This window comes from Sorangium sp. So ce1014, from assembly GCF_051521505.1.
Taxonomy (GTDB): Bacteria; Myxococcota_A; Polyangia; order Polyangiales; family Polyangiaceae; genus Sorangium.
The window spans coordinates 3551381-3574252 of the sequence record NZ_CP150356.1; the positions used below are offsets into that span (position 1 = coordinate 3551381).

Here is a 22872-nt window from a genome sequence, read left to right on the forward strand (position 1 = left end):
CTCGATGATCCGGTGCCGCGCTTTTCACCCGCCGGCCGCCCCGCGGAGCCCCGCCGCCGTCACCGCCCGCTCCACGAGGTCGGGCGACCACGCGCCGGCGTGGCGCGTGAAGAGCGTCCGCCCCTTGAACGCGCGGCCCGCGAGCTCCGCGGGCATGTCGGGCCAGCGCGCGACGAAGCTCCCCTTCGGCGCCCCCTTGCGCGCGGCGACCCAGGGAGGAGCCCCGCCCTCGAGCGTGAACCAGTCGATCACCCGATCCACGTCCTGGGACGCCTCGAGCCGCCCGATGAATTTCGTGCTCGTGTTGCCGAACACGTTGTAATCGACCGAGCGAGGGCTCTGGGTGCACAGCAAGCAACCCACACCGTACTTCCGGCCCTGCGTGAAGAGCCGGATGAGCGGCTGCTTGGCAGGGGGCTTGCTGCCGCCGGCCGGGATCCAGTCGCGCGCCTCGTCGATGTAGAAGAGCAGGTTCACGCCGCCGGAGGTCGCGTCCACCGTCGTGATCATCCAGCGGTACAGCTCGGTCGCGAGGGCCGCGAGGAAGAAATGCTTCTCGTCGTCGTTGCTGAGCGCGTTCAGGTAAACGATGTTGAGCGGGACGCGCCCCGGCTTCGAGGGCCGGAGCAGCTCGGTGAAGTCGAGGCGCGTCCCCCCCGAGAACAGCCGCGCCGACGGCCCCTGCACGAACGTGTTGAGTCGGCGCGCGAGCCGTTCGCGCTCGGACTTGCGGATGAGGGTATCCACCTCGTCCATGCCCAGGTCCTCGGGGGCGGTGACGGCAGCCACGATGTCTCTCAGCCGGACCGGCGCCGCGCGCGGCAGGTGCCGCAGCACCTGATAGAGGAACGTCCGCTGCGACTCCTCCTCGCCGCCGCACGCGCACAGGCTGACGAGGTTGGCCGCCACCGCCACGAGCAAGCCCTCCTCCTCCTCGGCGCGGAGCGCGGGGTTCGCGATGTGCGAGAGCTCGCTCGCGCTCGGGAGCCGCAGGGGGTCGAGGCAGAGCCGCTGGCCGTGCGAGGACCCGGGGGTGAGGATGCGCGGCTCCATGCGCTCCTGGAGCTCCTCCCACGCGCGGCGCAGCTCCGCCGGCACGTCGGCGGGCGGGCGCGCCTCCATCATCTGGACGAGATCGCCCTGGGGGTCGATCGCCAGGACGGGAACACCGGCGCGCAGCGCCTCCTCCGCGATGATCTTGGCCATCCAGGTCTTGCCGCTCCCCGCAGCGCCGACGACCGAGACGTGCGTCCGCAGCACCGCAGGGTCCATGCAGACGGGCGAGCCGCCGTCGTCGAATCCGAGGAGCATGCCGCTGACGTCCGCGGCCCGGGCCCCCGGCGGCCTCGCTCTCGTGTCGAGCTCCGCGGGGGTCGCGCGCTCACCGCTCGGCGGCGCTTCCGCCGGCGCCTTTGGCCCACGGCTCATCGCCGGCGCCGGCTTCGGGCGCTCGCCCGCCGGCTTCACGACCGCCAGCGCCTCTTCGAGCTCGGGATCGTCCTCCACCATCGGCTCGTCCGCCATCGGCTCGCCGGCCGCCGGCCCGTCCGCCGCCGCGCCGGCGGCGACGCGCTCGCGCTCCTCCTGCGCGTCGCGCGCGCCGCCGCCGCCGCGGGTGGCCTCGAGCGCCGTCCAGCGGCGGTCCCACGCGCCCCCGTCCTTGGGGCCGAGCTCCGCGACGCACGCCCCGGTGCGCTCGTGCTTGCAGCCGTCGCAGCTCGCGCGGTCGCCCGGCGGCGGCAGCCCCCCGGCGCCCAGCGCGTGGTCGGACCAGGCCACCATGCTGGCGATGAGCTCGTAGACCTTGCCGCGCTTCGCCTCGATCTCCTCCCAGCGCGCCTCCCGGACGCTGCGCGTGGGGTGCAGATAGAACACCGCCACGTCCGGTTGCGTGCCGTGCTGGTGATGGTGCATCAGCGCGTAGGTGAAGACCTGGAACAGATCGCTGTTCGGGGAGGTCGCGGGCGTGAGCTTGTAGTCCACGATGCGGTGCTTCCCGAGCCGCGGATCGAAGTACACGTAGTCGATCGCCCCGGTCACGTGGACGTGGACGTCCTCCCCCACGTGGAACGTCACGTCGACCCGCTTGCGCGAGTCCCCGAAGAGCTGGTTCCGGAGCTCCGCCGCGGGCAGGCCGGCCGCCCTCGCGTGCACCGCGAGCCGCGCGAGCTCCTCCATGTAGCGCTGGACCGCGGAGATGAAGCCGAGCCGCAGCGGCACCGGGCGCGCCGCGAGCGCGTCGAGGTTCAGGCACGAGGCGTTGAACCAGCGCATCAGCGCCTGCTGGAGGCTCACGGCGTCGCGGGCGGCCTCCAGCGCCGACAGCACCTCGTCCGAGCTCCGCGCGGCGGCGTTGAAGCGCTCCACCGCGGTGTGGAACAGCGCGCCGCAGCCGGGCGTCGCCCCGCCCTTGCGCCAGATGCGGCTCACGACCTTCTTCCCGTCCTGCCGCTCGGCCGTCGCGCGGGTGTCGAACCAGTGGAGCCTCGGGCACGTCGCCGCGACGCGGAGCTGGGTCACGTTGACGTGGACGAGCCTCACTTCCTGCTCCGGAGCTGGACGAAGAGGTCGTCGTCCGTCGCCGTGGCGTGGACGTGGCCCTCGTCATGGAGCGCCTGCGCCGTCTTCTTGAGGTGCGACCAGACCTCCGGGAAGCGCTTCTCCGGCAGCTTCTTGCGCGTCGCGAAGATCTGCGCGAGCTCCTTCGCCATCAGGCCGAGGCGCCACGACAGCTCGGCCATGATGTGCTCCCGCGTCTGCTGAGGGTCCCACGCCGGAGGCGGCACCGAGTCCGTGCCGCCCTTCACGATCTCCTCGGTGAGCAGCTCGCGCAGCAGCGGGGGCGCCAGCAGCAGGCTCTGGCGGTGGAACGACGCCATCACCTCGGCCTCGGTCACCTTGCGGTACTGCCCGCGCGGGTGCTCGATCTCGAGGTCCTGGCTCCTCGCGGCGCCGAGGAGCCCCGCCAGCGAGTCGAGCTCCGCGTGCCCGGAGAAGTCGAGGTGGAGGTGGAGGAAGCGCTGGCGGCCCAGCTTGCAGAGCGCGTCGTACGCGGCCTTGCCGGCGCCGCCCAGCCGCAGCGGCCGGCGCTCCTCGTCGGTGACAAGGATGCGCTTGTCCGTGTGCTTCGTGTCGTCGACCATGCGCTGGAGCGGCATCCGCGCGCCGTGCCCGCTCGGCGCGCAGAGGAACGTCACGCCGGTGCTCACGATCACGCCGTCGGCGCGCTTCTCCCTGGCCAGCAGGTGATACGCCGGGGCCTTGCCCCGCTTCTTCGGGGTGAGGTGCTCGACGCTCAGGAGCGTCGCGCCGCCCTGGCCGGCGCACCTGGCGAGCAGGTGGTGCGTCAGGCTCGCGAGGTTGTCCTCGTCGGGCGGGAGCGACGCCTGCTGCAGCCGGCGGCGGTTCTTGCCTTCCTCGAGCTTCTTTCTCACCTCGGCGTCGATGACGTCCTCGAGCTTCGGCACGGGCGGCTTCGGTCTGTCGTCGCCCGGGCCGGGCCACTCCTTGAGCCAGCGCTTGCCGCCGACGGCGGCGAGCCGATCCTGCTGTGCCTCCCAGCGGTCCCGCGCCCAGAGGATCGCGTCGCGCGGCCGGAGCTCCTGCACGCCGTCGAGGCGCTGCTCGAGCCACTCGCCGCCGAGCGGGAACAGCCGATCGCGCTTCCGCGCGGCGATGACCTCCTCGATCTCCTTCTCCTCGAAGCCGGAGAGCGCGGCGTCGAGCCGGCCCTCGAGGATGGCGCGGGCTTCCTCGGGCGAGATCATGTGCAGCTCGAGGATCCGCTCGGCGATCCGGTCCCACGCGGCCGCCGGGATCACCTCGCCGGCGCGCATGGAGAGCATGGACTGCTTCACGCCGGAGACGATGATCACGAGGTGCTTTGCCCGGTCGAGCAGCGCGTGCGCGTACGACGTCAGGGCGCGCACGGCGTCCGGATCGAGGTTGTCGATCTGGTCGAGGCAGAGCACGAGCGGGAGCTCGGCGAGCGCGCAGAGGTGCGAGAGGACGTGGAGGACGCGCTCGGCCGCGGCGTCGTCTGCGAGGGCGAGGCCGTCGTCGCCGGCCGCCTGGTCGAGCAGGCGCGCCTCGTCGGGCCCGAGGGTCTCGCCGGAGAGCCAGAGCACCGCCGCGTGGGCGCGCTTCTCGGCGCCGGCGTCGCCGAGGCTCCCGTGCGAGGTCCCGGTGAGGAACGCGTTGAGCACGGGGATGACCGCGCTCTGGGGGTCGATCTGGGCGCCGAGGCGGGCCAGCGCTTCCTTGCGCGCCTCGATCGCCTTGGGCCCGGTCATCATCTTGCGGCCCTTGAGCGCGCCCGTCCTGATGAGGGCGCGGTTGAGGATGGTGTAGAGGCGCGACTGCGTGTAGTCGCTCCCGCGGTGCCCCGCGAGGTCGCTGACGGTCGCGTTGAGCACGTACCGGAGCATCCGCTCGGGCGAGGCGAGGATGTTGTGCAGGTAGACGATGGTCGCCTTGTCTTCCCCGGCCCACTGGAACAGCCGCGCGAGCAGGTGGCTCTTGCCGACGCCGGGCGCGCCGATGAGCAGCGCGCCGAGGCTCGTCGGCTCCTTCGCGGCGTCCTGCACGACGCGCACGAGCTTGTTGAAGGCGTTCTTGTGGATCGACGCGACGGTGGCCTCGGTGCTGCCGACGTCGGTGATGCGGTGGCTGCGGAACGGGTTTGTGCCCCGGACCGCCGCGAGGAAGCGCTCGAAGGTGGGCTCTTCGCTGCTCATGCGTCGTGCCTCTGCGCCACGTAGACGAGCAGGTTGCCGGCCTCCGTGATGCCGGCGTCGCGCTCCGCCTCGGCCATCTGGTGGTGGCGCCCGTCGGACGGGTCGAGCGAGTAGCGCCGCTGCCGCCGGAGCGCGGCGAGCTCCGCGTCGAAGATGGCGCGCGGGATGTCGGGGAGCGCGGCGCGGAGGGCGTGGAGGGTGACGTAGTTGTGGCCGCCGGCGTCGCGGTCGAGGGCGGCGAAGGCGGCGTCGAAGCGATCGGCGAAGGGGGCGGCGGCGGCGTCGGCGTCGGCGGGGTGGGGAGCGGCGTCGCGGGGGGCGTCGGGGAGCGTGTGGCGGGGGGCGCCGTCGGGGGCCGCGTGGAGGGGAGCGCCGCGGGTCGCGGGCGCGGCGGGGTGCGCCGGCGCGCCGGCGGCCGGGAGGACGGCGTCTGCGATGAAGAAGAACAGCGGTTTCTTACCGGTCAAGGCGCCCAGGGTCCGGGGGAGCCGGCGCTCGGCGATGCGCTGCTCGATCGCCGCCTTGAACGCGCGGCTCAAGGCAGGCAGGAGGCCCTTGGGGAGCTGCGCCAGAGCGACCGCGGGCGCGCCGGCCGTGCGCGCCGACTGGAGCTGCAGCTCCAGGAGCCGATCGGACTGCGCGACCGCCTGGAGGTCGTCCGCGAGCAGCACGAGCGTGGTACCGGGCGCTGGTTTCTTCTTGCCTCCCACGCCGCGGGAAAGCAGCACGCGCGCCTTCGCCTCCCTGGTGGCCAGCGCCTTGGCCGTCACCGCGGGCGTGTCACCGCTCAGCTCGGCGAGCCGCTCGAGCGTCGGCGGGTACGACGCGCCGCCGAGCTGCTTCTGCGACTCGAGGACCCCGAGGAGCCTCACTACCGGCGAGGGCGACGGAGCCTTCTTGCTCGTCGCAGCCCTCTGCCTTGCGGGGGCCTTCTCCTTCGGCGCGGCGGCCATCCGGGTCGCGGCGGCCTTCCTCGGCTCCTCGGCGCTGCTCTTCCGGGCTGCCGTGGTCTTCGTGGTCGTCGCCCGCGCGCGCGGGCTCGATACGTGGTGCGTGTTCGTGACCCACCTCCCTGGGGGCCGAGACTACCCGGGCGTCCAGCCATGGGAAGGGGCTCCGCTCCACCGCGTGACGCCGGCGGCGAGCATCTCGTGTCGCTGGCTCTGGGAGGTGCACACCCCGGCCGCGGGGCCAGGTGCGAAGCTACCGGGGGTCACATAGTGTCATTTCGCAGGCAGATCTGTAAACGGATGGGCACACGTAGTGTCATTTCGCAGGCAAATCTGTAAACGGATGGGCACACGTAGTGTCATTCTGCAGACAGATCCGTGAGCGGAGGGGCCGGGGGGCCCAGGCCCATGCGGACCCTGCGGCCAACGAGCGCCGCCCAGGATCGCCGACGAGGGGCCGCTCGAAGCGCTTGCCCTCAAGCAGCCGAGCGCCGTCTGCTTCGCGGTGGCTACGACCTCGGTCTGCCTTCTCGTCCGGATCCTCATCCGCACTGCCCGGCTGACCCGTCGCATCGACGCCATGGCGGAAAGTCAAAGGGACGTATTCACTGAGCCTGCACGTAGAGCGAGAACGGGAAATTGCCCTGCCCGCCGACGAAGGTCGCGTCGGGGACGTCGATCACGAACTCGTGCATGCCGGCGCTCGCGGCCCCCCACGGGACGATCCGGGTGTCGATCACGTCGCCAGGGCACCAGTTGCTGGACGACTGCCATGCTTGGTCCGACCGCGGGGACAGCCCGTAGATGCCGTTGCTCTGGGTATTGTATTTGCGAAACGGCTCGCACGACGTGCGCCCGGGCTTGTACTGCAAGGCCCGCTCGCCGTCGACGTACACGTGATGCTCGCGGCGAATGTACTCCTCGCCACCCTGGTTGGCGCCGTGATTCGACGTGATCAGCACGAGCTGTGCATTCTGTGTGTCTGCCGGCAATTCGAAGCTGACGGTCTTGCGGGTCGTGCCGATCTTGTCGCTGGCGCCCATGGTGTAATTGTTGAAGTCTTCGCCGATCGCCAGCGGCAACAGGACGCTGAAGTCCTGGGCCTCCTGCGCGCTGTCGGTATACAACAGCAGCGATCCGAGCTGCGTGTCATCGCGACCAGCGCAACCGGCGACCTCGTCGTTCGCGGCGTAAGGCACGCCGAAGATGCTCAACTCCAACCAGAAATCGTGATCGGCCAGGAGATCGGGGTCCTTCAAGATCGGCACGAGGTTGCTGGCCTCCCATTCGTAGGGGACCGTCGTCGGCTGCTTGTTCATGTTCATGAACGGCGTGACGAACCGTGCGACCTCGATCCGGTCGACCTCGCCGGAGACGTAGGTCTGGGCACCCTTGGGGACCAGCGCCAGGTTGACCGAGCCGATTCGGTCGTAGTTGTCGCACAGCGCTCCCACGACCACGCGGACCTTCAGCGTGGTTTGGACCTTGGCGAGCAGCCTGTCGGTCAACCTGGTCGCGACAAGCGAGTTGTTGTGGCGGATCACGCCGTCCGGGATCGGTTCGTCGACCGTCGCGGCGTAGCCGTCGTAGAACGCGATGTTCTCCAGCACCGGGACCTCCTCAGGTTCCGAGGGCAGCTCCTCGCTGCTGTCGTCGCTGCCGCCGCTGCCGCCGCTGCCGCCGCTGCCGCCAGTGCCGCCTATGCCGCTACTGCCTGCGCTGGTCCCGGTCGCTGCGCTCGTGCTCCCGGTGCTCTCGGAGGTCCCGGTGCCTCCGCCAGTGCCCACGTCGGAGCGCTGTTCATTCGTGCACGCGGCGAGCAAGGCCAACAGACCGAAATAGGGGATCGCGCGACGCAGGTTCATGGGTCGAAGTTACCAGATCGCCGGCTCGATGTCGCGCTGGAGCGGCGGACCCACCACGCCCAGGTGGGGGTGTCCTGATCATGGCACTCGAGTTATCCAAGAAGGGTCTCAGTCGAGCCCTTCCTTGCCCGGTGCCCAATAAGCTCGCGTTCGGATCTGACGGCTCGAGAGACCGAGCGACCGCAGCCGCTTGCTCAATCGCTGGATGGAGGATGCCTTCCCCGAAAGAGCGCAGCCCTTGATGGACCTTGGGCAGATGCACTCGGCAGACGGCTGCTCGCTGTACGTCTTCACCGGTTTCCCCAAGACTGCTTGATCGACGACCGCTCAGTGGCGCGTCCTGAGCAGCTCGTGTTCGGTGGGCACGCCTCGCGCGCCCGTCGCGCGGTGGCCGCGGGGGACGCTCGCGCTCCGCGGCGCCCGGCGGGGGTCGGCCAGGCGCGCGGCCTGCGCGGGGAGGGGGCGCGGCGCGTCCGCGAGGACGGAGGCCTCGTCGGGCGCGGGGACGGCGGCGCCCACCGCCGCGACGTCACCTGAGCTCGCTGCCGGGCGTGGGCTCGCCTGGGCTGCGATGCGCGCTTGCGCGGCGCGAACGATGGAGGTGGCGCGCGCGTCGACGCTCGACGCCCGCAGCGCGGCGGGGACCTGGGCCTGTGCCCGCAGCGCGCCGGTCGACAGCACGACGCCAAGCGCCACGACGAGGCCGGCCGCGAGGCCCAGCTTGCCCCGGCGCGCGGGCTCGGCTCGCGCCGGCTCACCCGACGGGCCGACCGCGGCCTTGTAGGCGGCGACCATGGCCTCGATCGAGGGGAACCGCTCCGTCGGATCCAGGGCGAAGGCGCGCGCGAACCAGGCCGAGAGCGCTGGCAGCGCCTCCGGGTACAGCGCCGGCTGAGCCGGTTGCGCTCGGGCCAGGATCAAGGCGAGCACGTCGCTCATGGTGTGGCCCGGGAAGGGCAGCCGGCCCGTGAGCGCCTCGTACGAGACGACCGCGAGCGCCCACATGTCCGAGTGCGGGCTTGTGTCCCCGTCGCACGCGTGCTCCGGGCTCAGGTACGCCGGCGTGCCCAGCACCACGCCGCCGGCGGTTCGGCGGGGGAAGTCGGCAGGCAGCTCCTTTCGGATCCACTTGGCGATGCCGAAGTCCGCGACCTTGGCGCGCACCTCACCGCTGCGCTCCTCCTCGAGCAGCACGTTCGTCGGCTTGACGTCGCGGTGCACGATGCCGAGGCCGTGCGCGACCGAGAGGGCCTCTCCGATCTGGCCGAGGAGCGGGGCGAGCTCCGCCGGAGAGATCGGTCCCCGCTCCTGCATGAGCTGCCTCAGGGACCGACCTCGAACGTAGCCCATGACGAGGTACGGACCCACGGCAGGATCGTCGCCGACGTCGCGCACGGCGACGACGTGGTCCGTCTTCTGCGCCAGCTGCGCCGCGACCTGGGCCTCGAACCGGAAGCGCTCCAGCGCGGCGCCCGCCTGGCGCTCGCGCTGGACCGCGAGGAGCTTGAGCGCGACGTCGACCCGCAAGGCCCCGTCGTGCGCGAGCCACACCTCGCCCATCGCGCCGCGTCCGACAACCCGCAAGAGCTTGTACCGCCCGGCGACGAGCTGGTTGCGCCGCGGGTCCTGCGCTACGGCGCCCCGCCCGGCTGCGGAAGACGCGGGACCGGCGTCGCCGGAGCGGTCAGAGCGCGCCGTAACGGCACGCGCGCTGTCCGCCATCTGGAGGTTGGCGTCAGAAGATCGTCCACCGGAAGCCGATGCTTGCCACACGAGCGGTACCCTCCGTGCCGTCGCTGTGTCCAAGCTCATTGACGCGCTGATGCGACAACGCTCCTGGGCACCGAGACCGGGGCATGTCGGTCACAGTACCACCGGGAGGGCGAAACTGAAATCAGGAACGATGGAATCGCCTCGCTCGGGAGTCTCCGGATTCACCATAAGGTGCTCAAGGGTGGTGAATCAGCGCCATGGCGAGCGCCCTCGCCCAGGTCAGAACGTGATCTCGATAGCGTCCGCCGTTCTGTTCGCCGGCCGTGGTGGACGACCTCGATGTTGTTTCCGTCGGGAGCGAGCTCGGACGCAGCACGCTCCGATGACTCGACCCCAAGCGAGCAGGCTTGGACGATGGTCCTCACCGCTCGCCTCTCCCCTTGGTCTGTATATCTATCTCTCCTCCCCGTCTCCCCGTCTCCCCGTCTCCCCGTCTCCCTGTGTACTCTCTCTTGCTCTGGCCGTGGCGCCCTTGGCCCTTGATGCGTCCGGGGCGCCGCGCGCGCAGGAACCGCGGCCAGAATCCAGATCATCGCTGGACGAACCGCGTTCTCCGTCTATCCTCGACGGGTGCGCTTGGGGGAGCTCTTGGGGGGGCGCTTCCGCGTCGAAGCGCTCGCGGAGACCGGAGGGATGGGGGCGGTCTACCGCGCCTGTGACGTCACCACCGGAAGGCGGGTCGCCGCCAAGGTGCTGCACGATCCGTCGCCGCACCACCTCGAGCGCTTCGCGCGGGAAGCGGAGCTCCTCGCCCGTCTCGCGCACCCGGGGATCGTCCGGTACATTGCCTACAACGCGGCGCGCGAGAACACGCCCTTCCTGGTCATGGAATGGCTGGAAGGAGAGGACCTCTCCCGCCTCCTCTCGCGGCGACAGCTCACGGTCGCCGAGGCGGTGGAGCTCGGGGCGCGCGTCGCTGCGGCCCTGGACGCCGCCCATGCGCGGGGGATCGTCCACCGCGATCTCAAGCCGGCCAACATCTTCCTCGTCGGCGGCCGGATCGCGGAGCCGAAGCTCCTCGATTTCGGGATCGCCCATTTCCCGGGCAGGGTCCCGATCACCGGCGCCGGGGTGCTGGTCGGCACGCCCGAGTACATGGCCCCGGAACAGGCGCGCAGCGGAGAAGATGTCGGCGCGCCCGCCGACATCTTCTCGCTCGGCTGCGTGCTCTTCGAGTGCCTCACCGGCGCCCCGCCGTTCCAGGCAGATCACCTGATTGCCCTCCTCGCCAGGATCATCTTCGACGAGCCGCCGCGCCTGTCGGAGCGCTGCCCCGGCGCGCCCCTGTGGCTCGACGCGCTGCTCTCGCAGATGCTCGAGAAGGATCCGGCGCGGCGCCCGCGCGACGGGGCCGCGGCCCACGCCGCGCTGGCGACGCAGGAGGTCCACGGCGGGTTGATCCCGGCACCGGCGAGCTCCGCGCTCACCAGCAGCGAGCGCCGCTTCCACGGCGTCGCGGTGGTGGGCCGCGCGCCAGCTTCCGCGCTGGACGCCACCCTCTCGGTCGGCGAGGTGGGCGCGGACGACGGCACGCTCCGGGAGGTCGCCGCCCGCTTCGAGGGGCGCCTGGAGCTGCTCGCCGACGGTACTGCGGTGCTCATCTTCGGCCGCCCGCACGTGCCCACCGACGTCGCCGCGCAGCTCGCGCGCTGCGCGCTGGCCCTGCGGGAGCGCGTCCCTGATCGCCCGATCGCGATCACCGTCGGCTGGGGCGAGCTCGGGTGCGGCCTGCCGGTCGGCGACGCGATCCAGCGCGCGGCGGAGCTGCTCCGGAGCGCGGGCCGCACGGGCGCGCCGCGGATCCTCCTCGACAAGATCACGGCCGGGCTGATCGAGGCCCGCTTCGAGGCCGCGATCACCACGTCCGGCGCCCTCGAGCTTCGCGGCGAGCGCGGCGCCGCCGAGCCGTGGCGCCCGCTGCTCGGCAGGCCAACGCCCTGCGTCGGCCGCGATCACGAGCTCCGCCTGCTGGAGCAGACCTTCGCCGCGTGCGCCGGCGAGCCCGCCGCCCGGGCGGTGCTCCTCATCGGCGCCGCGGGCATGGGCAAGTCCCGCCTCTTCCAGGAGCACCTCGCGGCCCTCCGGCGCGCCGGTGCGCCCGCGGAGATCTGGCCGGGGCTCGGGGATCCGCTGCGCGCGGGGTCCATCGGCGGCCTGCTCGCGGAGGCGCTCCAGGGCGCGGCGGGGATCAAGGGCGGCGAGCCCATCGAGGAGCGGCGCGCGCTCCTCCGGGCCCGCGTCGCCCGCCGCGTGCCCGAGGCGGATCGGCGCCGGATCGAGGAGTTCCTCGGCGAGCTCGCCGGCGTGCCCTTCCCCGACGAGGACAGCCTCCCGCTCCGCGCCGCCCGGCAGGATCCCGAGCTGCTCGGCGACCAGATGCAGCGCGCGCTCCGCGATTTCCTGCGCGCCGAGTGCGCGGCCCAGCCGGTGGTGCTCGCGCTGGAGGACGTGCACTGGGCCGATCGCGCCTCCGTCGCGGCCATCGACACGGCGCTGCGCGAGCTCGCGGACCAGCCGCTCATCGTGCTCGCCACCGCGCGCCCGGAGATCAAGCAGGCGTACCCCGATCTCTGGGCCGAGCGCGGGCGGCAGGAGCTCTGCCTCAGGCAGCTCTCGACGAGGGCGTGCGCGCAGCTCGCGCGGGAGGCGCTGGGCGACGCGGCCGACGAGGCCGTCATCGATCGTCTCGTCACCCAGTCCGAGGGCCAACCCTTCTTCCTCGAGGAGCTGATCCGCGCGACGGCGGAAGGCCGGGGCGACGCGCTGCCCGAGACGGTGGTGGCGATGGTGCAGGTTCGGCTGGAGGCGCTCTCGCCCCCCGCGCGCCGGATCCTGCGCGCCGCCAGCGTGCTCGGCGAGGTGTTCTGGCGAGGCGCCGTCGCGCACCTGCTCGGGGGCGGCGAGGCCGCTCCGCTCGCGGATCACCTCTCCGCGCTCGTCGCCGGGGAGCTCTGCGTCCGTCACCGCGAGGGCCGCTTCCCCGGCGAGGAGGCGTATTCCTTCCGCCAGGCGCTCCTGCGCGAGGGCGCTTACGCGCAGCTCACCGAGGACGATCGAGCGCTCGGCCACCGCCTCGCCGCCGACTGGCTGGAGGCCGCGGGCGAGACCGATCCGCTGGTGCTCGCGGCGCACTGCGAGCGCGGCGGCCTGACCGCCCGGGCGGCGTCGCTCCTCGTCCGCGGCGCCGAGCTCGCGGCCGCGCGCCGGGCCTACCTCGACGCCGAGGGCTGCTACGGGCGCGTCGAGGCGCTGCTCGGCGCGTTGCTCCCCGCGGCGCGCCGCGCGCGGGGCCTCGCTCGCTTCCGGCTCGGGCGCTACACGGAGGCCCTCGCCGACCTCGCCGCGGCGCGCGACGAGGCGGCCGCGGCGTCGGAGCCAGGGGCGGAGATCGAGCTCCTCCTCGACGAGGCGATGATCCTCGACTGGACAGGCGAGTACCGGGCCGCGAGCGAGCGGGTCGCGGCCGCCGAGCGCCTCGCCGACCGGGTGGCCTCACCCCTGCTCGGCGCCCGCCTGCTCCTCGGCGTGGGCCGCTCGCTCCACCGCGCCGACCGCGAGGACGAGGCCGCCGCGGTGCTGACGCGCGCCGCGGCGCAAGCTGAGCGGCTCGGGGACGAGGGGCACGAGACGCACCTCATCGCCCGGCTCCTTCTCGGCTTCATCCTGGCCAGCCTCGGCCGCGTCGAGGAGGCGGCACGGGACCTGGACGCGGTGATCCTCAGCTGCGAGGAGCGCAGCGATCTCATGCACCTCGGCGCTGCGCTCAACAACCGCGGGCTCGCGCGGGCCCTCCAGGGCGACCGCGCCGGGATGATCGCCGATTTCGAGCGCACCATCGCGCTCGGGCACGAGCTCGGCCAGCCCGCGCTCGAGCTCGTCGGCCGCTACAACCTCGCCGAGTACCTGTATTTGATGGACGATCTCGCGGCCGCGACGCCCCATGCGTGCGCCGTCCAGGCGACAGCGCCGCGCTGCGGCGATCGCCACGCGTCGATCGCCGTGGCGCTCCTGACCGCGCGCCTGCGCCTCTACCAGGGCGACGAGGCGGGCGCTCGCGGGATCGCCCTGCGGCTCCGCGCGGCGCAGGATGAAGCCGGCTGCGAGGCGCTGAAGCCCTCGGAGGACGTGCTCTGCGCGATGATCGAGCTCGCGACCCGCGACGACGACGGCGCCGCGTGGGCCGCGCTCGAGGAGCGGTCCGCGCGCTGCTCGGTAGGGCAGGAGCGGATCGAGGTGCTCGAGGCACGGGCCCTCGCCTCTCTCCGCCGCGGCCGGCACGTCGATGCCCGGGCGCAGCTCGAGCGCGCCCTCGCGGCCGCCGCCACCATTCCGACCGTCATGGGCGGTCGCCTCCGTCGCTGGTACGGGGAGCTGACGAAGCTGACAGAAACGGACGCTCCGGACACCCACCTTGCCGCTGCATCATCGCCTTTCACCGGCGCGGCAGTGCGGGAAAAAGTAGAATAATAACTCATCAGCGAATCGAGGGAGGTGGTTGGTGGGCCCGCGCGCGCCGCGCCGCGCGCAGGGAGCCGCCGGGTCATGCGCCAGGAACAGGGGGGAATCCATGTCTCTCAAGCGGACATTCATCGTGCTTGGTTGGGCTGGGGCGCTGTCGGGCTGCATCGCCGAGGTGGGGGACACCGGCGCGCGGGATGAGCTTGTGGGGGAATCCCAGGGGGCCCTCCTGGGCGGCAACGCGCTCAGCGCGAACGCCCTGAACCTCAACGCCCTGAACCTCAACGCCCTGAACCTCAACGCCCTGAACCTCAACGGTCTCAGCGCGCAGAACGTCGCCACGATCGAGGATCCCGGGCCGAATGGCGCGCTGGCGCGCGAGTTCGTGCGCTATGCGACGAGCTGCGCCCTGAGCAGCGCGGCGTCCTTCGACTTCTCGTGGACGGACTCCAGCGGCAACATGCACCACGAGAGCTATCCCGGGCTGCTCGGCGTCGCGCCCACCTGGGCGAGCGGGCCGCTCGACGAGCTCGGGCAGCGCATGGTCTCCAGCTGCGTGGCGGCGCGCGTGAACTACTATCAAGTACCGGTCGTCCTCTCCGCCCGCTCGCTGCGGGCTCCGCTGAAGACGCTCTCCTCCAGCCAGGAGCTCATCGATTATCCGGACGTCGAGGGGGCCTTCTGGGGCAACCTGTTCGCCGCGCAGCCCTACCTCAACGCCTGCTACAACAGCGCGACGGTCAACAACTCGCGCGCCTACCAGCGCGACTGCGCCGCGGGCCACGAGACCTCCGGGGACCAGGTCGTGGAGTGCGGGGTGATCCGCATCGCCGGGCCATGCGACCGGGTCTGCCAGAGCCTCAACGGGGCCGGCCAGTACTACCCGTCCTGCGTCGACCGCCCCGGCCAGAGCACCGCGACCACGAAGGAGGTGGTCACCACCGCCTTGCCCTGACCGACGCGCCGCCGCGACCCGCGACCCGCGACCGGCGGTGACGTACGATGCTGAAATGAACATGCCTAGCAGGAAACAATCCAACAAGGGGACACGAATGCCGAGCAAGCCGAATATCTTGGTCATCTGGGGTGACGACATCGGTATTTCAAACCTTAGCTGTTACAGCGACGGCTTGATGGGCTACCGCACGCCCAACATTGATCGGATCGCGGCCGAAGGCGTCCGCTTCACCGACTCCTACGGCGAGCAGAGCTGCACGGCTGGCCGGGCGGCGTTCATCACGGGGCAGAACCCCTACCGCACAGGCCTCACCAAGGTCGGCCTTCCCGGCGCCTACATCGGGCTGCGCGCCGAGGACCCGACGATCGCCACCGCCTTGAAAGCCCAGGGCTATGCCACCGGCCAGTTCGGCAAGAACCACCTCGGTGATCGCGACGAGTTCCTGCCAACGATGCACGGGTTCGACGAGTTCTTCGGCAACCTGTACCACCTCAACGCCGAGGAGGAGCCCGAGCTCGAAGACTACCCGACGCCGGAGGACTTCCCGCAGTTCCAGAAGCGCTTCGGCCCGCGCGGCGTGCTCCACGCGTGGGCCAACGGCGACGGTACCCAGCGGATCGAGGACACCGGCCCGCTCACGAAGAAGCGCATGGAGACCTGTGACGAGGAGTTCCGCGACGCGGCGATCGACTTCATCAAGCGCCAGCACGAGGCCGGCACCCCGTTCTTCGTGTGGTTCAACAGCACCCACATGCACTTCCGCACCCGCGGAAAGCCAGGAAGCAGGGGCCGTGCGGGCCGGTGGCAGTCGGTGTACCACGATACGATGTGTGACCACGACGACCTCGTGGGTGACCTCCTCGCTCTGCTCGACGAGCTCGGCATCGCCGAGGACACCATCGTCATCTACTCCACGGACAACGGACCGCACATGAACACCTGGCCCGATGCTGGGATGACGCCGTTCCGCAGCGAGAAGAACTCGAACTGGGAGGGCGCCTACCGGGTACCGGCCGTGGTGCGCTGGCCGGGCAGGATCCCGGCCGGTCGCGTGCTCACTGGCATCGTCAGCCAGAACGACTGGTTCCCCACGCTCCTCTCCGCCGCAGGAGTCCCTGATATCGTCGAGCAGTTGAAGGCGGGGGCCGAGCTGAACGGCGCGCCGTACAAGGTGCATCTCGACGGTCACGACCAGCTGCCGTACCTCACGGGCGAAGCGACCGAGAGCCCGAGGAAGCACTTTTTTTACGTGTCCGACGACGGCGACCTCACGTCAGTCCGGTTCGACAACTGGAAGCTCGTGTTCCTCGAACAGCGCGCTGTCGGCACCTTGAAGATCTGGGCCGAGCCCTATGTGCACCTGCGCGTCCCGAAGATCTTCAACCTGCGCACAGACCCGTACGAGCGGGCTGACATCACGTCGAACATCTACTACGACTGGTTGCTCGACCACGCCTGGCTGCTTGTACCGATCCAGGCCTACGTCGCCCAGATGCTCCAGACCTTCGTCGAGTTCCCGGCCAGGCAGAGGCCGGCGAGCTTCAGCCTCGAACAGGTGATGGCCAAGATCGAGGCTGGTATGACGAGCAGCTGAACGAGCTCGAAGACGACCGACGGGATCGGAGCCACCGCTGCCCCGCCGGAAGCCGGCAGCCCTCGCGCCGCCGCGGAGCAACACCGCCACGGGAGGGCCCGGGGGGCCCAGGCCCATCCAGTTGTGCCTTCCGCTGCTGTCCATGAACCCGGCGCAGGGCTCCCTCGAACGCCAACGCACCGCAGGTTGAGCCGCGGCCGCGGCTCCGGCGCGACGAGCGCCGAGCCGCCGCCCACCTCAGGCAGGACCGCCGGTCGATGCCGTGGCGGTGGGACATGCCAGACACGACACGGTACGCCCCGGCACCGTGACATGTCACGCCTGCAGCCGTGACATGTCACGCCCCGGCACCGTGACATGTCACGCCTGCAACCGTGATTTGCCCCAACCAGCAACGTAGGGTCGTGCGGACGCGCGGCGGCCGGAGTCTCGCCCCTCTCGGACGGTGGTTGGCTTGGTAGTTGCTATGGGTCGTCGCTGAAGAAGCGGTTCACCGGCTCCTGGTTCGGGGCTTTCGTCATCGACAGCAGGGCCCGTTGGAAGGCTGCGACGATCGCGTCCCCTCCCAGGGGCCCCGGTGCGAACCGGCGGCGGCCTCGTCACGCGGGCAGCCGGCAGCACGAAGGCGCCGTGGAGAGGCCCTCGAGCCGACGCCATAGCAACAGCTCATCCGAACGGCGAATGGGCCGCCCTCGCTCCACAGCCAGCCTGAAGTTCTAGAAAAGGAGACCAATGCGTCACTGGTTAGTATTGCTGGGATCCATCATCCTGGTCGGCGTTCCAATCGTCGCCGACGCGCAGAGCACCCAATGCCGAGGCAGCGCGCAGCTCTTTGCGGTCTCGCGGTTCCGTGACACGGACAACGACCCGTCGGTCTACGTGTACGACGGCGATCACGTCTTCACCGTGCGCGGCGACGACTACGGCGAGCCCCATTACGCCACGGCCATCACGTTCGCCAACATCGACGAGGATCCGGACCTCGAGCTCATCGTGGGGCGCAACAGGCGCAATTGCGTGAACTGCGACGTCGTGCCGCGCCTGGTCGTCTACGATGACAAAACCACCCAGTTCAAGCAGCTCGCGACGCTGGGCAACTGGGGCACGAGCAAGGGCGTGCAGGCCCTGGCAGCGGGCGATCTGGACGGCGATGGCGACGACGAGGTCGTCGTCGGGATGAACGAAGCGACCGATGAGCTGGCGGCCAGGGTGCTGATCCTGGATGACTTCACCCTTGACGGCGGGAACCCCCATTTCCAGACGATCCTCGAGCGGCGCTTGAACCCGGAATGGGGGCCGGACTACTACGTGACGGGGCTCGACGTGCGCGACATCAACGGTGACAATCGCGCCGAGGTCGCCATCTCCAGGGACAGGCAGTGCGGCCTCGGGTGCAGTGGCATGGGGCTCCGCGTCGAGGTCGCGACCCTGGTTGGCGGCAATCTCACCACCCTCTTCAGCGCGGGCGATAGCGTGTTCGGCGACGAGCCCGGCGTGTTCGGGGTCAAGCTCCTCGACTTCGACGGCGACGGCAATGGGGACCTCGCGGCGATCGCCGAAGGAGATCACGGCGACCCGCGCGTGTTCGTCTTCCCCGGCACGCACGACTTCTTCACGAGGGAGATCGCCTTCGGGGCTCCTTTCGACCCCGGCAGCGACAACTGGGACGGCGACCTCCAGGCCATCTCCATCAGCTCCGGGGACATGAACGGGGATGAAATGGAAGAGCTGGTGGTCGGGCGGAGCGGGGGTGACCAGCGCTCGAAGCTCGTGATCTTCAGCAAGGACGCCAACGGGACCATCTCCCAGATCACCCGCGGTCAGGAGTGGGGCGAAGACGTCGGCGCGAGCGCGGTCGCCGTCGTCGACACGGACCTGGATGGCCGGGGCGAGCTCGTGTTCGGGCGCACCGACAGCCCGAACCCGAGGTGGGGCGTCTACGACGACCTGCTCACAGGCGTTGTCTACCGGAGAGGGGGTACCAGCGACTGGTCCGAGGACGAGGACTACTACATCACCGACATTGCCGTCGGCGACAAGGTGTGCGTCGTCCAAGGCGATCCGCACCCCATCCCCGACTCGGTCGCGGACGCCAACGCGGAGATGGACGACCGCTTGAAGCGCCTGTTGCAGGCGTGGATGCTCACCTTCGAAGGCGACATCACCAACTTCGGGAGCTGGGAGCGCGCGCACCTCACGGGCTTCCGCCGCATCGCCGCTGGCCTCGCGGCGCTCGTCCATCTGGACCCGGAGGACGAGCTCAGGCCGCCGGAGGACTTCCCGCAGCTCGTCGAGGACTGGCTCGTCGAGAACGCGCACATGCACAAAGACGTCGGCTCGAAGGAGGACTTCGATTTTCATCTCACGAGCGCGATGACGCTGCTGAACGCTTTCGGGAACACGCCCGAGGGCTCGCAGCCGCTGCTCACAGACAAGGCCGTCAACGCGCTCCTCATGTACGCTCGCAAGAGTTCGACAACGTGCGCCAGCATGGGCCTGCCACCCGAGGACATTTTCTACAAGGCCTACTGCACCCCCTACGTCCCTTATGCTGGTGACAAGGTGCGTAAGCTGGAGTACGACGGGGCAATCGTAGAGGGCTTTCCGTTCACGATTGCCGTCCCGGAGACCGAGAACCACGTCCTCATGACCAACACCTGGATCTACCTGGCGAACCAGTGGATCCGCAATAACCCACGAAACGACCCGGCGCTTCAGGCCTTTCACGACGTGAGCCCCGAGAAGTTCGTCAACGACGGCACGGAGCTCGAGCAAGCGCTGCTCTCCATCATCGCCCGGGTCACGAGGAACGGCTACTTCGAGGCCAACGCGCGTCCGTACCAGGGCTTCACGCTGCGCGCCTTGATGCAGCTCGCCAGCCATGCCGAGGGCGAAAAGGTGCGAACCGCCGCGCGCAACGCCGTCGACTACACGGCCGCCATGGTCGCCTTCCAGTCCTACCACGGCAAGCGCTATGCCCCGATGCGACGTCAATGGGAGTACAAAGACAAGCTGGAGCTGTACTCGGGCGACTATACGCCGATCATGTTCGGCATCCTGACGGGCGTGTATTCATTCAACGATGATCCGTTTTGCCCGAAGACGGCTCGCAACTGCATGTGGTGGAACGGCGGAGACCAGTACAAAGGGTTCGCCCTCGACGCCGTGCTCAGCGGCTACCAGGTGCCGGAGCTGATCCACCACTTCATGCTGAAGCCGGACAACGAGCAGCCCGGGTTCGGCGCGTACACGCGCGCCGGGTCGCGCTACTCCACGGAGATGTACCGGGTTCACGGAGCAGCGAGCTACCCGGCGCCCAACGTGATGGGCGACGAGGACCTCGACGCCATCGCGCGCGATCTGGACATCAACCCGGTAGAGTGGCCAGAGGGGACCACCGGCTCATGGAGATATGAGCCCGCGGCCGAGCACTACTTCTCCACGAACGACTTCCTGAACAGCTCAGGCGGCAGGTACGGGCGCTTCGTCCACGCGGGGGTGTGGCCTCACGAGCAGATCTTCGAGCCTGAGGACAAGGCGAACACGCACGATTTCGTCGCGAAGCCGAGCGTGCTGTTGCTCCCCGGCGATCAGGGCAACTGGGGTGTGACGGAGGCTCAGCGCGTCACGCCGATGATGAGAGGGAACGGCTACGGCTCGAACAACGGGCCCGTTTACAAGAACGTCACCCTGGGCTCCGATCCTCATGAAGATTGGCCGACGTGGACTCCGGATGGCTGGGCCTCGAGCGACGTCGTCATGCTGGACAACGGGTCGAGGGCCAAGGTGATCACCAAGCCGGGCGGCGACCTGCACCTCGTCGTGGTTTCCTTCCCCGTCCTGCACGGCGGTCTGTGGGAGGTCGTCCCTGGTCATTGGGGCTCAGGCACGGCGGAGGCGGGCGTCCCGGCCGCGGAGGTCCTGAGCGCGGTCGTGTCCAGGAACGCCGGCCTGACGGCGCAGGGCAACATGCTCCCCTACCAGACGGTGGTGAGCAACGAGCGGCTCGACATCGGCTTCTCGGAGGAGGAGTCCCTGATGTGGATCGACCGGATCGATGATGTCTCCGCGGGCGCGTTCGACCCGCAAGAGCCGCAGGAGGTCATCGATTTCCCGCTGCTCTTGGTCCAGCAGGTCGACGCGGACTATCAGTTCACGGGGGTCGCGTACGTGCGCGCCACGGGGGACGGGCGCGTGACAATCCGCAACCCGCAGCTGAACTCGACGTTGATCCTCGACTCGACCGACCACCACAACCCGACCCGCATCGCTGTAGGGGACGCGGCCGTGGACCCGCCCAGCCAGATCCGGTTCGACGGGAGCTGGCTGCCCGCCCAGCCCGGCTCCGCCGCGCAAAACGCCGACGGCAGCGGCTTCATCATCACCCCGAACGGCGCTGGCAACGCCCGTATCGACCGCGAGTACCCGCGCACGGGGACGAGCTGGATGCCGGGGTCGGTGTCGTTCTCGGTGGGGGTCACCGGCAGCCCGACCCGGAGCGCTCGGCTCAAGGTCACGCTGAGCGCGGCTTCGACCGGCACCGTCCAGCTCGGTTCGACCGTGGTGCTCGCCGACGTCGTCGCGGCGGGCGAGACGGACGTGCTCTTCAACGTCCCTGCCGCCGCCCTGGAGGCGCTCCAGCAGACGCAGGAGTTCGTCAACATCGCCATTGACGTCGCGGACGCTGCCGGCGCCGTCGTGCACATCAAGTCGCTGCGGGCCACCACGTACCGCGCCACGCCGCGCGGCCAGGCCAGTGTCGGCACCTGGGACGGGCTCTGGGCGACCACGGCCAGCACCTCGAAGAGCCCTGTCGCGACCGTGGGAAAGACGTCGCAGCGGGTGTGCTCCTCGGGCTCCCGTACGCTCGAGAGCGATTCCTTCGTGCCGAAGAGCTTCACCTGGATCTCTCGCCACCTCGCGCTCGACGTCCGGATCCCCACCGGGCTGCCGAACCCGGCCTGGCAGGGCTCCCTCCAGCTCTACTACCATGATCGTCCCGAGGACACCGTCGCCCAGTTCGCCGGGCAGTTCGACCTGACGGGCTATCCGGCGGGCGAGTGGGTCACGGCGCACTTCACGCTCCCCGAGCCGATCTTCGAGGCCCTTCAGGAGGCTGACCGCGGCTCCACCCTGCAGATCTCGCTCATGGCGGACGCGGCGAACGGGGACTGCTTCCAGCTCGACAACGTGCGGTTCATGGGGGAGCTGCAGTGGAACGGGGCGGCGAGCCCCGGCTTGGTCGACGGGCCGTTCGTGCCGCTTACCACCGTCGAGCGCGTCTTCGGCTTCGAGACCGAGGATGCGTGGCACGTCGTGCAGGGCACCACGGCGAGCCTCGTCGAATCGCCGACCGTCCCGGAGCTGAACGCGCTTTCGCTCGCGGTCTCGAACTACACCGTCATCGAGAGCACGTCGTTCCCGACCAGCGAGCTCTTCACGTTCGGGCCGACGCTGAGGCTCGACGTTGTGTCACCGCCTCCGGTCAACCCCGGCTGGTCAGGCGGAGCCTCGATGTTCCTGGCGTGCATGGGAGCGAACATGTCGCACCAGGAGGTCGCGACGAACACGGTCCCGCTCCCGCAGGGGTCGGGCGCCCACGTCGTCAACTTCGTCGTGCCACCGGCGGGTCTTGCGCTCCTCGGCCAGGACAATGAGTGCCAGCTCCGGCTCGTGCTCAACGCGCCCACCAACGCAGGCACCTACGTGCTCGACAACCTGCGCTTCGCGCCCTGACGCCGCACCGCAGGGCCGCGCGATCCCGCGCGGCCCTGCGCGGCCCTGCAATAGATCCAACGATCTCGCTCGGCCGCGGCGGACGCACCAGGACGACGAGCGTGCCCGCCTCGGCGCGCGCGCGCAGCGCCGGAGATCAGGAGCGCCGCGCCCAGCGCGACGGCGAGCCGACTCCCCCTCATCGCGCGGAGACGATCTCCGCGGCGACGGCGACGAACGCGCCTGTCGGATATCGCTTCAAGTACTCCTCCGCGACCGCGCGCGCCTCCGCCGAGCCGGGGAACCTCCGGAGCGGCGTTGAGGTAGGCCGAGAGGCGGCGCCGGCGCAGGTCGTACCGCGCGACGCGCGCGGCGATGCCGAGCAGGAACGGCCGGAGCGCAGCGGGGTCGCGGATGTCCTTGATCTGGCGGAAGAAGAGAAGGAACGACTCCTGGACGAGATCCTCGATGTCGCCACCCGGCCCGAGCGCGCGGCGGAGCAGGGGCTGGCTCCGGAGCCGCGCACGGCGTGCACCCTCTTGCAGAACCGCGCCGCCGATCGGGGGCTTCGGGGCGTCAGCGGCTACGCCGTCAACGACGGCGCCGACCGGCCGCGGCGCTTCGAAGCGGGCTACCGCGACGGGCGCTACCACCGGCTCGGGCGGGGGGTTCTCGGGTTCGGGGAGCGCGTGGTCGTCGAGGTGGATCGAATCCCGTTCACGAAGCACCCCGGACGGTGTTATTCACAGGGCACCCGCCCCAGATTTTTCATCCTTTCGGGTGCCGCGCGCCCACCTCGCTGACGAGCGTCGCGCACCCAGCC

General features: G+C 70.3%; 11 protein-coding genes. 5 read left to right on the forward strand and 6 right to left on the reverse strand.

The window, feature by feature from the left end; all coding sequences use genetic code 11:
• Window positions 1-24 precede the first annotated feature (24 nt).
• The 3 genes from WME75_RS13615 to WME75_RS13625 are packed head-to-tail and all read right to left on the reverse strand — an operon-like array spanning window position 25 to window position 5608.
• On the reverse strand, window positions 25-2541 hold the full coding sequence (locus tag WME75_RS13615) for a helicase HerA-like domain-containing protein (protein WP_437490388.1): 2517 nt from the start codon (window positions 2539-2541) through the stop codon (window positions 25-27).
• Entirely contained in the window at window positions 2538-4736 is a 2199-nt protein-coding gene (locus tag WME75_RS13620; protein ID WP_437490391.1) for a hypothetical protein, read from the reverse strand. The genes WME75_RS13615 and WME75_RS13620 overlap by 4 nt, the downstream gene beginning before the upstream one ends.
• A complete protein-coding gene (locus WME75_RS13625; RefSeq protein WP_437490394.1) occupies window positions 4733-5608 on the reverse strand; it encodes a hypothetical protein in 876 nt (291 codons plus the stop codon). Before WME75_RS13625 ends, WME75_RS13620 begins: the two co-directional genes overlap by 4 nt.
• Window positions 5609-5633: 25 nt before the next feature.
• Here WME75_RS13625 and WME75_RS13630 point away from each other — a divergent pair, with 25 nt between their 5' ends.
• A complete protein-coding gene (locus WME75_RS13630; RefSeq protein ID WP_437490396.1) occupies window positions 5634-5957 on the forward strand; it encodes a hypothetical protein in 324 nt (107 codons plus the stop codon).
• A 334-nt stretch (window positions 5958-6291) separates the two neighbouring features.
• Here WME75_RS13630 and WME75_RS13635 read toward each other — a convergent pair whose 3' ends face one another.
• Both WME75_RS13635 and WME75_RS13640 read right to left on the reverse strand, forming a co-directional pair.
• Window positions 6292-7551: a peptide-N-glycosidase F-related protein gene (locus tag WME75_RS13635; protein ID WP_437490399.1), complete on the reverse strand. Its 1260-nt coding sequence runs from the start codon at window positions 7549-7551 to the stop codon at window positions 6292-6294.
• Window positions 7552-7878: 327 nt separating this feature from the next.
• Window positions 7879-9135: a protein kinase domain-containing protein gene (locus tag WME75_RS13640; protein WP_437490400.1), complete on the reverse strand. Its 1257-nt coding sequence runs from the start codon at window positions 9133-9135 to the stop codon at window positions 7879-7881.
• Between the two features lie 759 nt (window positions 9136-9894).
• Here WME75_RS13640 and WME75_RS13645 point away from each other — a divergent pair.
• The 4 genes from WME75_RS13645 (at window position 9895) to WME75_RS13660 (ending at window position 22070) form a co-directional block, all read left to right on the forward strand.
• Window positions 9895-13791, forward strand: coding sequence for a protein kinase domain-containing protein (locus tag WME75_RS13645; RefSeq protein ID WP_437490403.1), 3897 nt, complete (start codon window positions 9895-9897; stop codon window positions 13789-13791).
• A 100-nt stretch (window positions 13792-13891) separates the two neighbouring features.
• The gene (locus WME75_RS13650) at window positions 13892-14737 is read left to right on the forward strand and encodes a hypothetical protein (RefSeq protein WP_437490406.1); all 846 of its coding nucleotides are present in this window, start codon (window positions 13892-13894) and stop codon (window positions 14735-14737) included.
• A gap of 97 nt (window positions 14738-14834) precedes the next feature.
• On the forward strand, window positions 14835-16334 hold the full coding sequence (locus WME75_RS13655; protein ID WP_437490408.1) for an arylsulfatase: 1500 nt from the start codon (window positions 14835-14837) through the stop codon (window positions 16332-16334).
• A gap of 732 nt (window positions 16335-17066) precedes the next feature.
• Window positions 17067-22070 (forward strand): FG-GAP repeat domain-containing protein, encoded by a 5004-nt coding sequence (locus tag WME75_RS13660; protein ID WP_437490411.1) that lies wholly within the window; start codon window positions 17067-17069, stop codon window positions 22068-22070.
• Here the strand turns inward: WME75_RS13660 and WME75_RS13665 are convergent.
• Window positions 22037-22777 carry an RNA polymerase sigma factor gene (locus WME75_RS13665; RefSeq protein ID WP_437490414.1) on the reverse strand — a complete coding sequence of 247 codons (741 nt, stop codon included), beginning with the start codon at window positions 22775-22777 and terminating at the stop codon, window positions 22037-22039. The two genes, WME75_RS13660 and WME75_RS13665, sit on opposite strands and share 34 nt — an antisense overlap.
• Window positions 22778-22872: the final 95 nt, after the last annotated feature.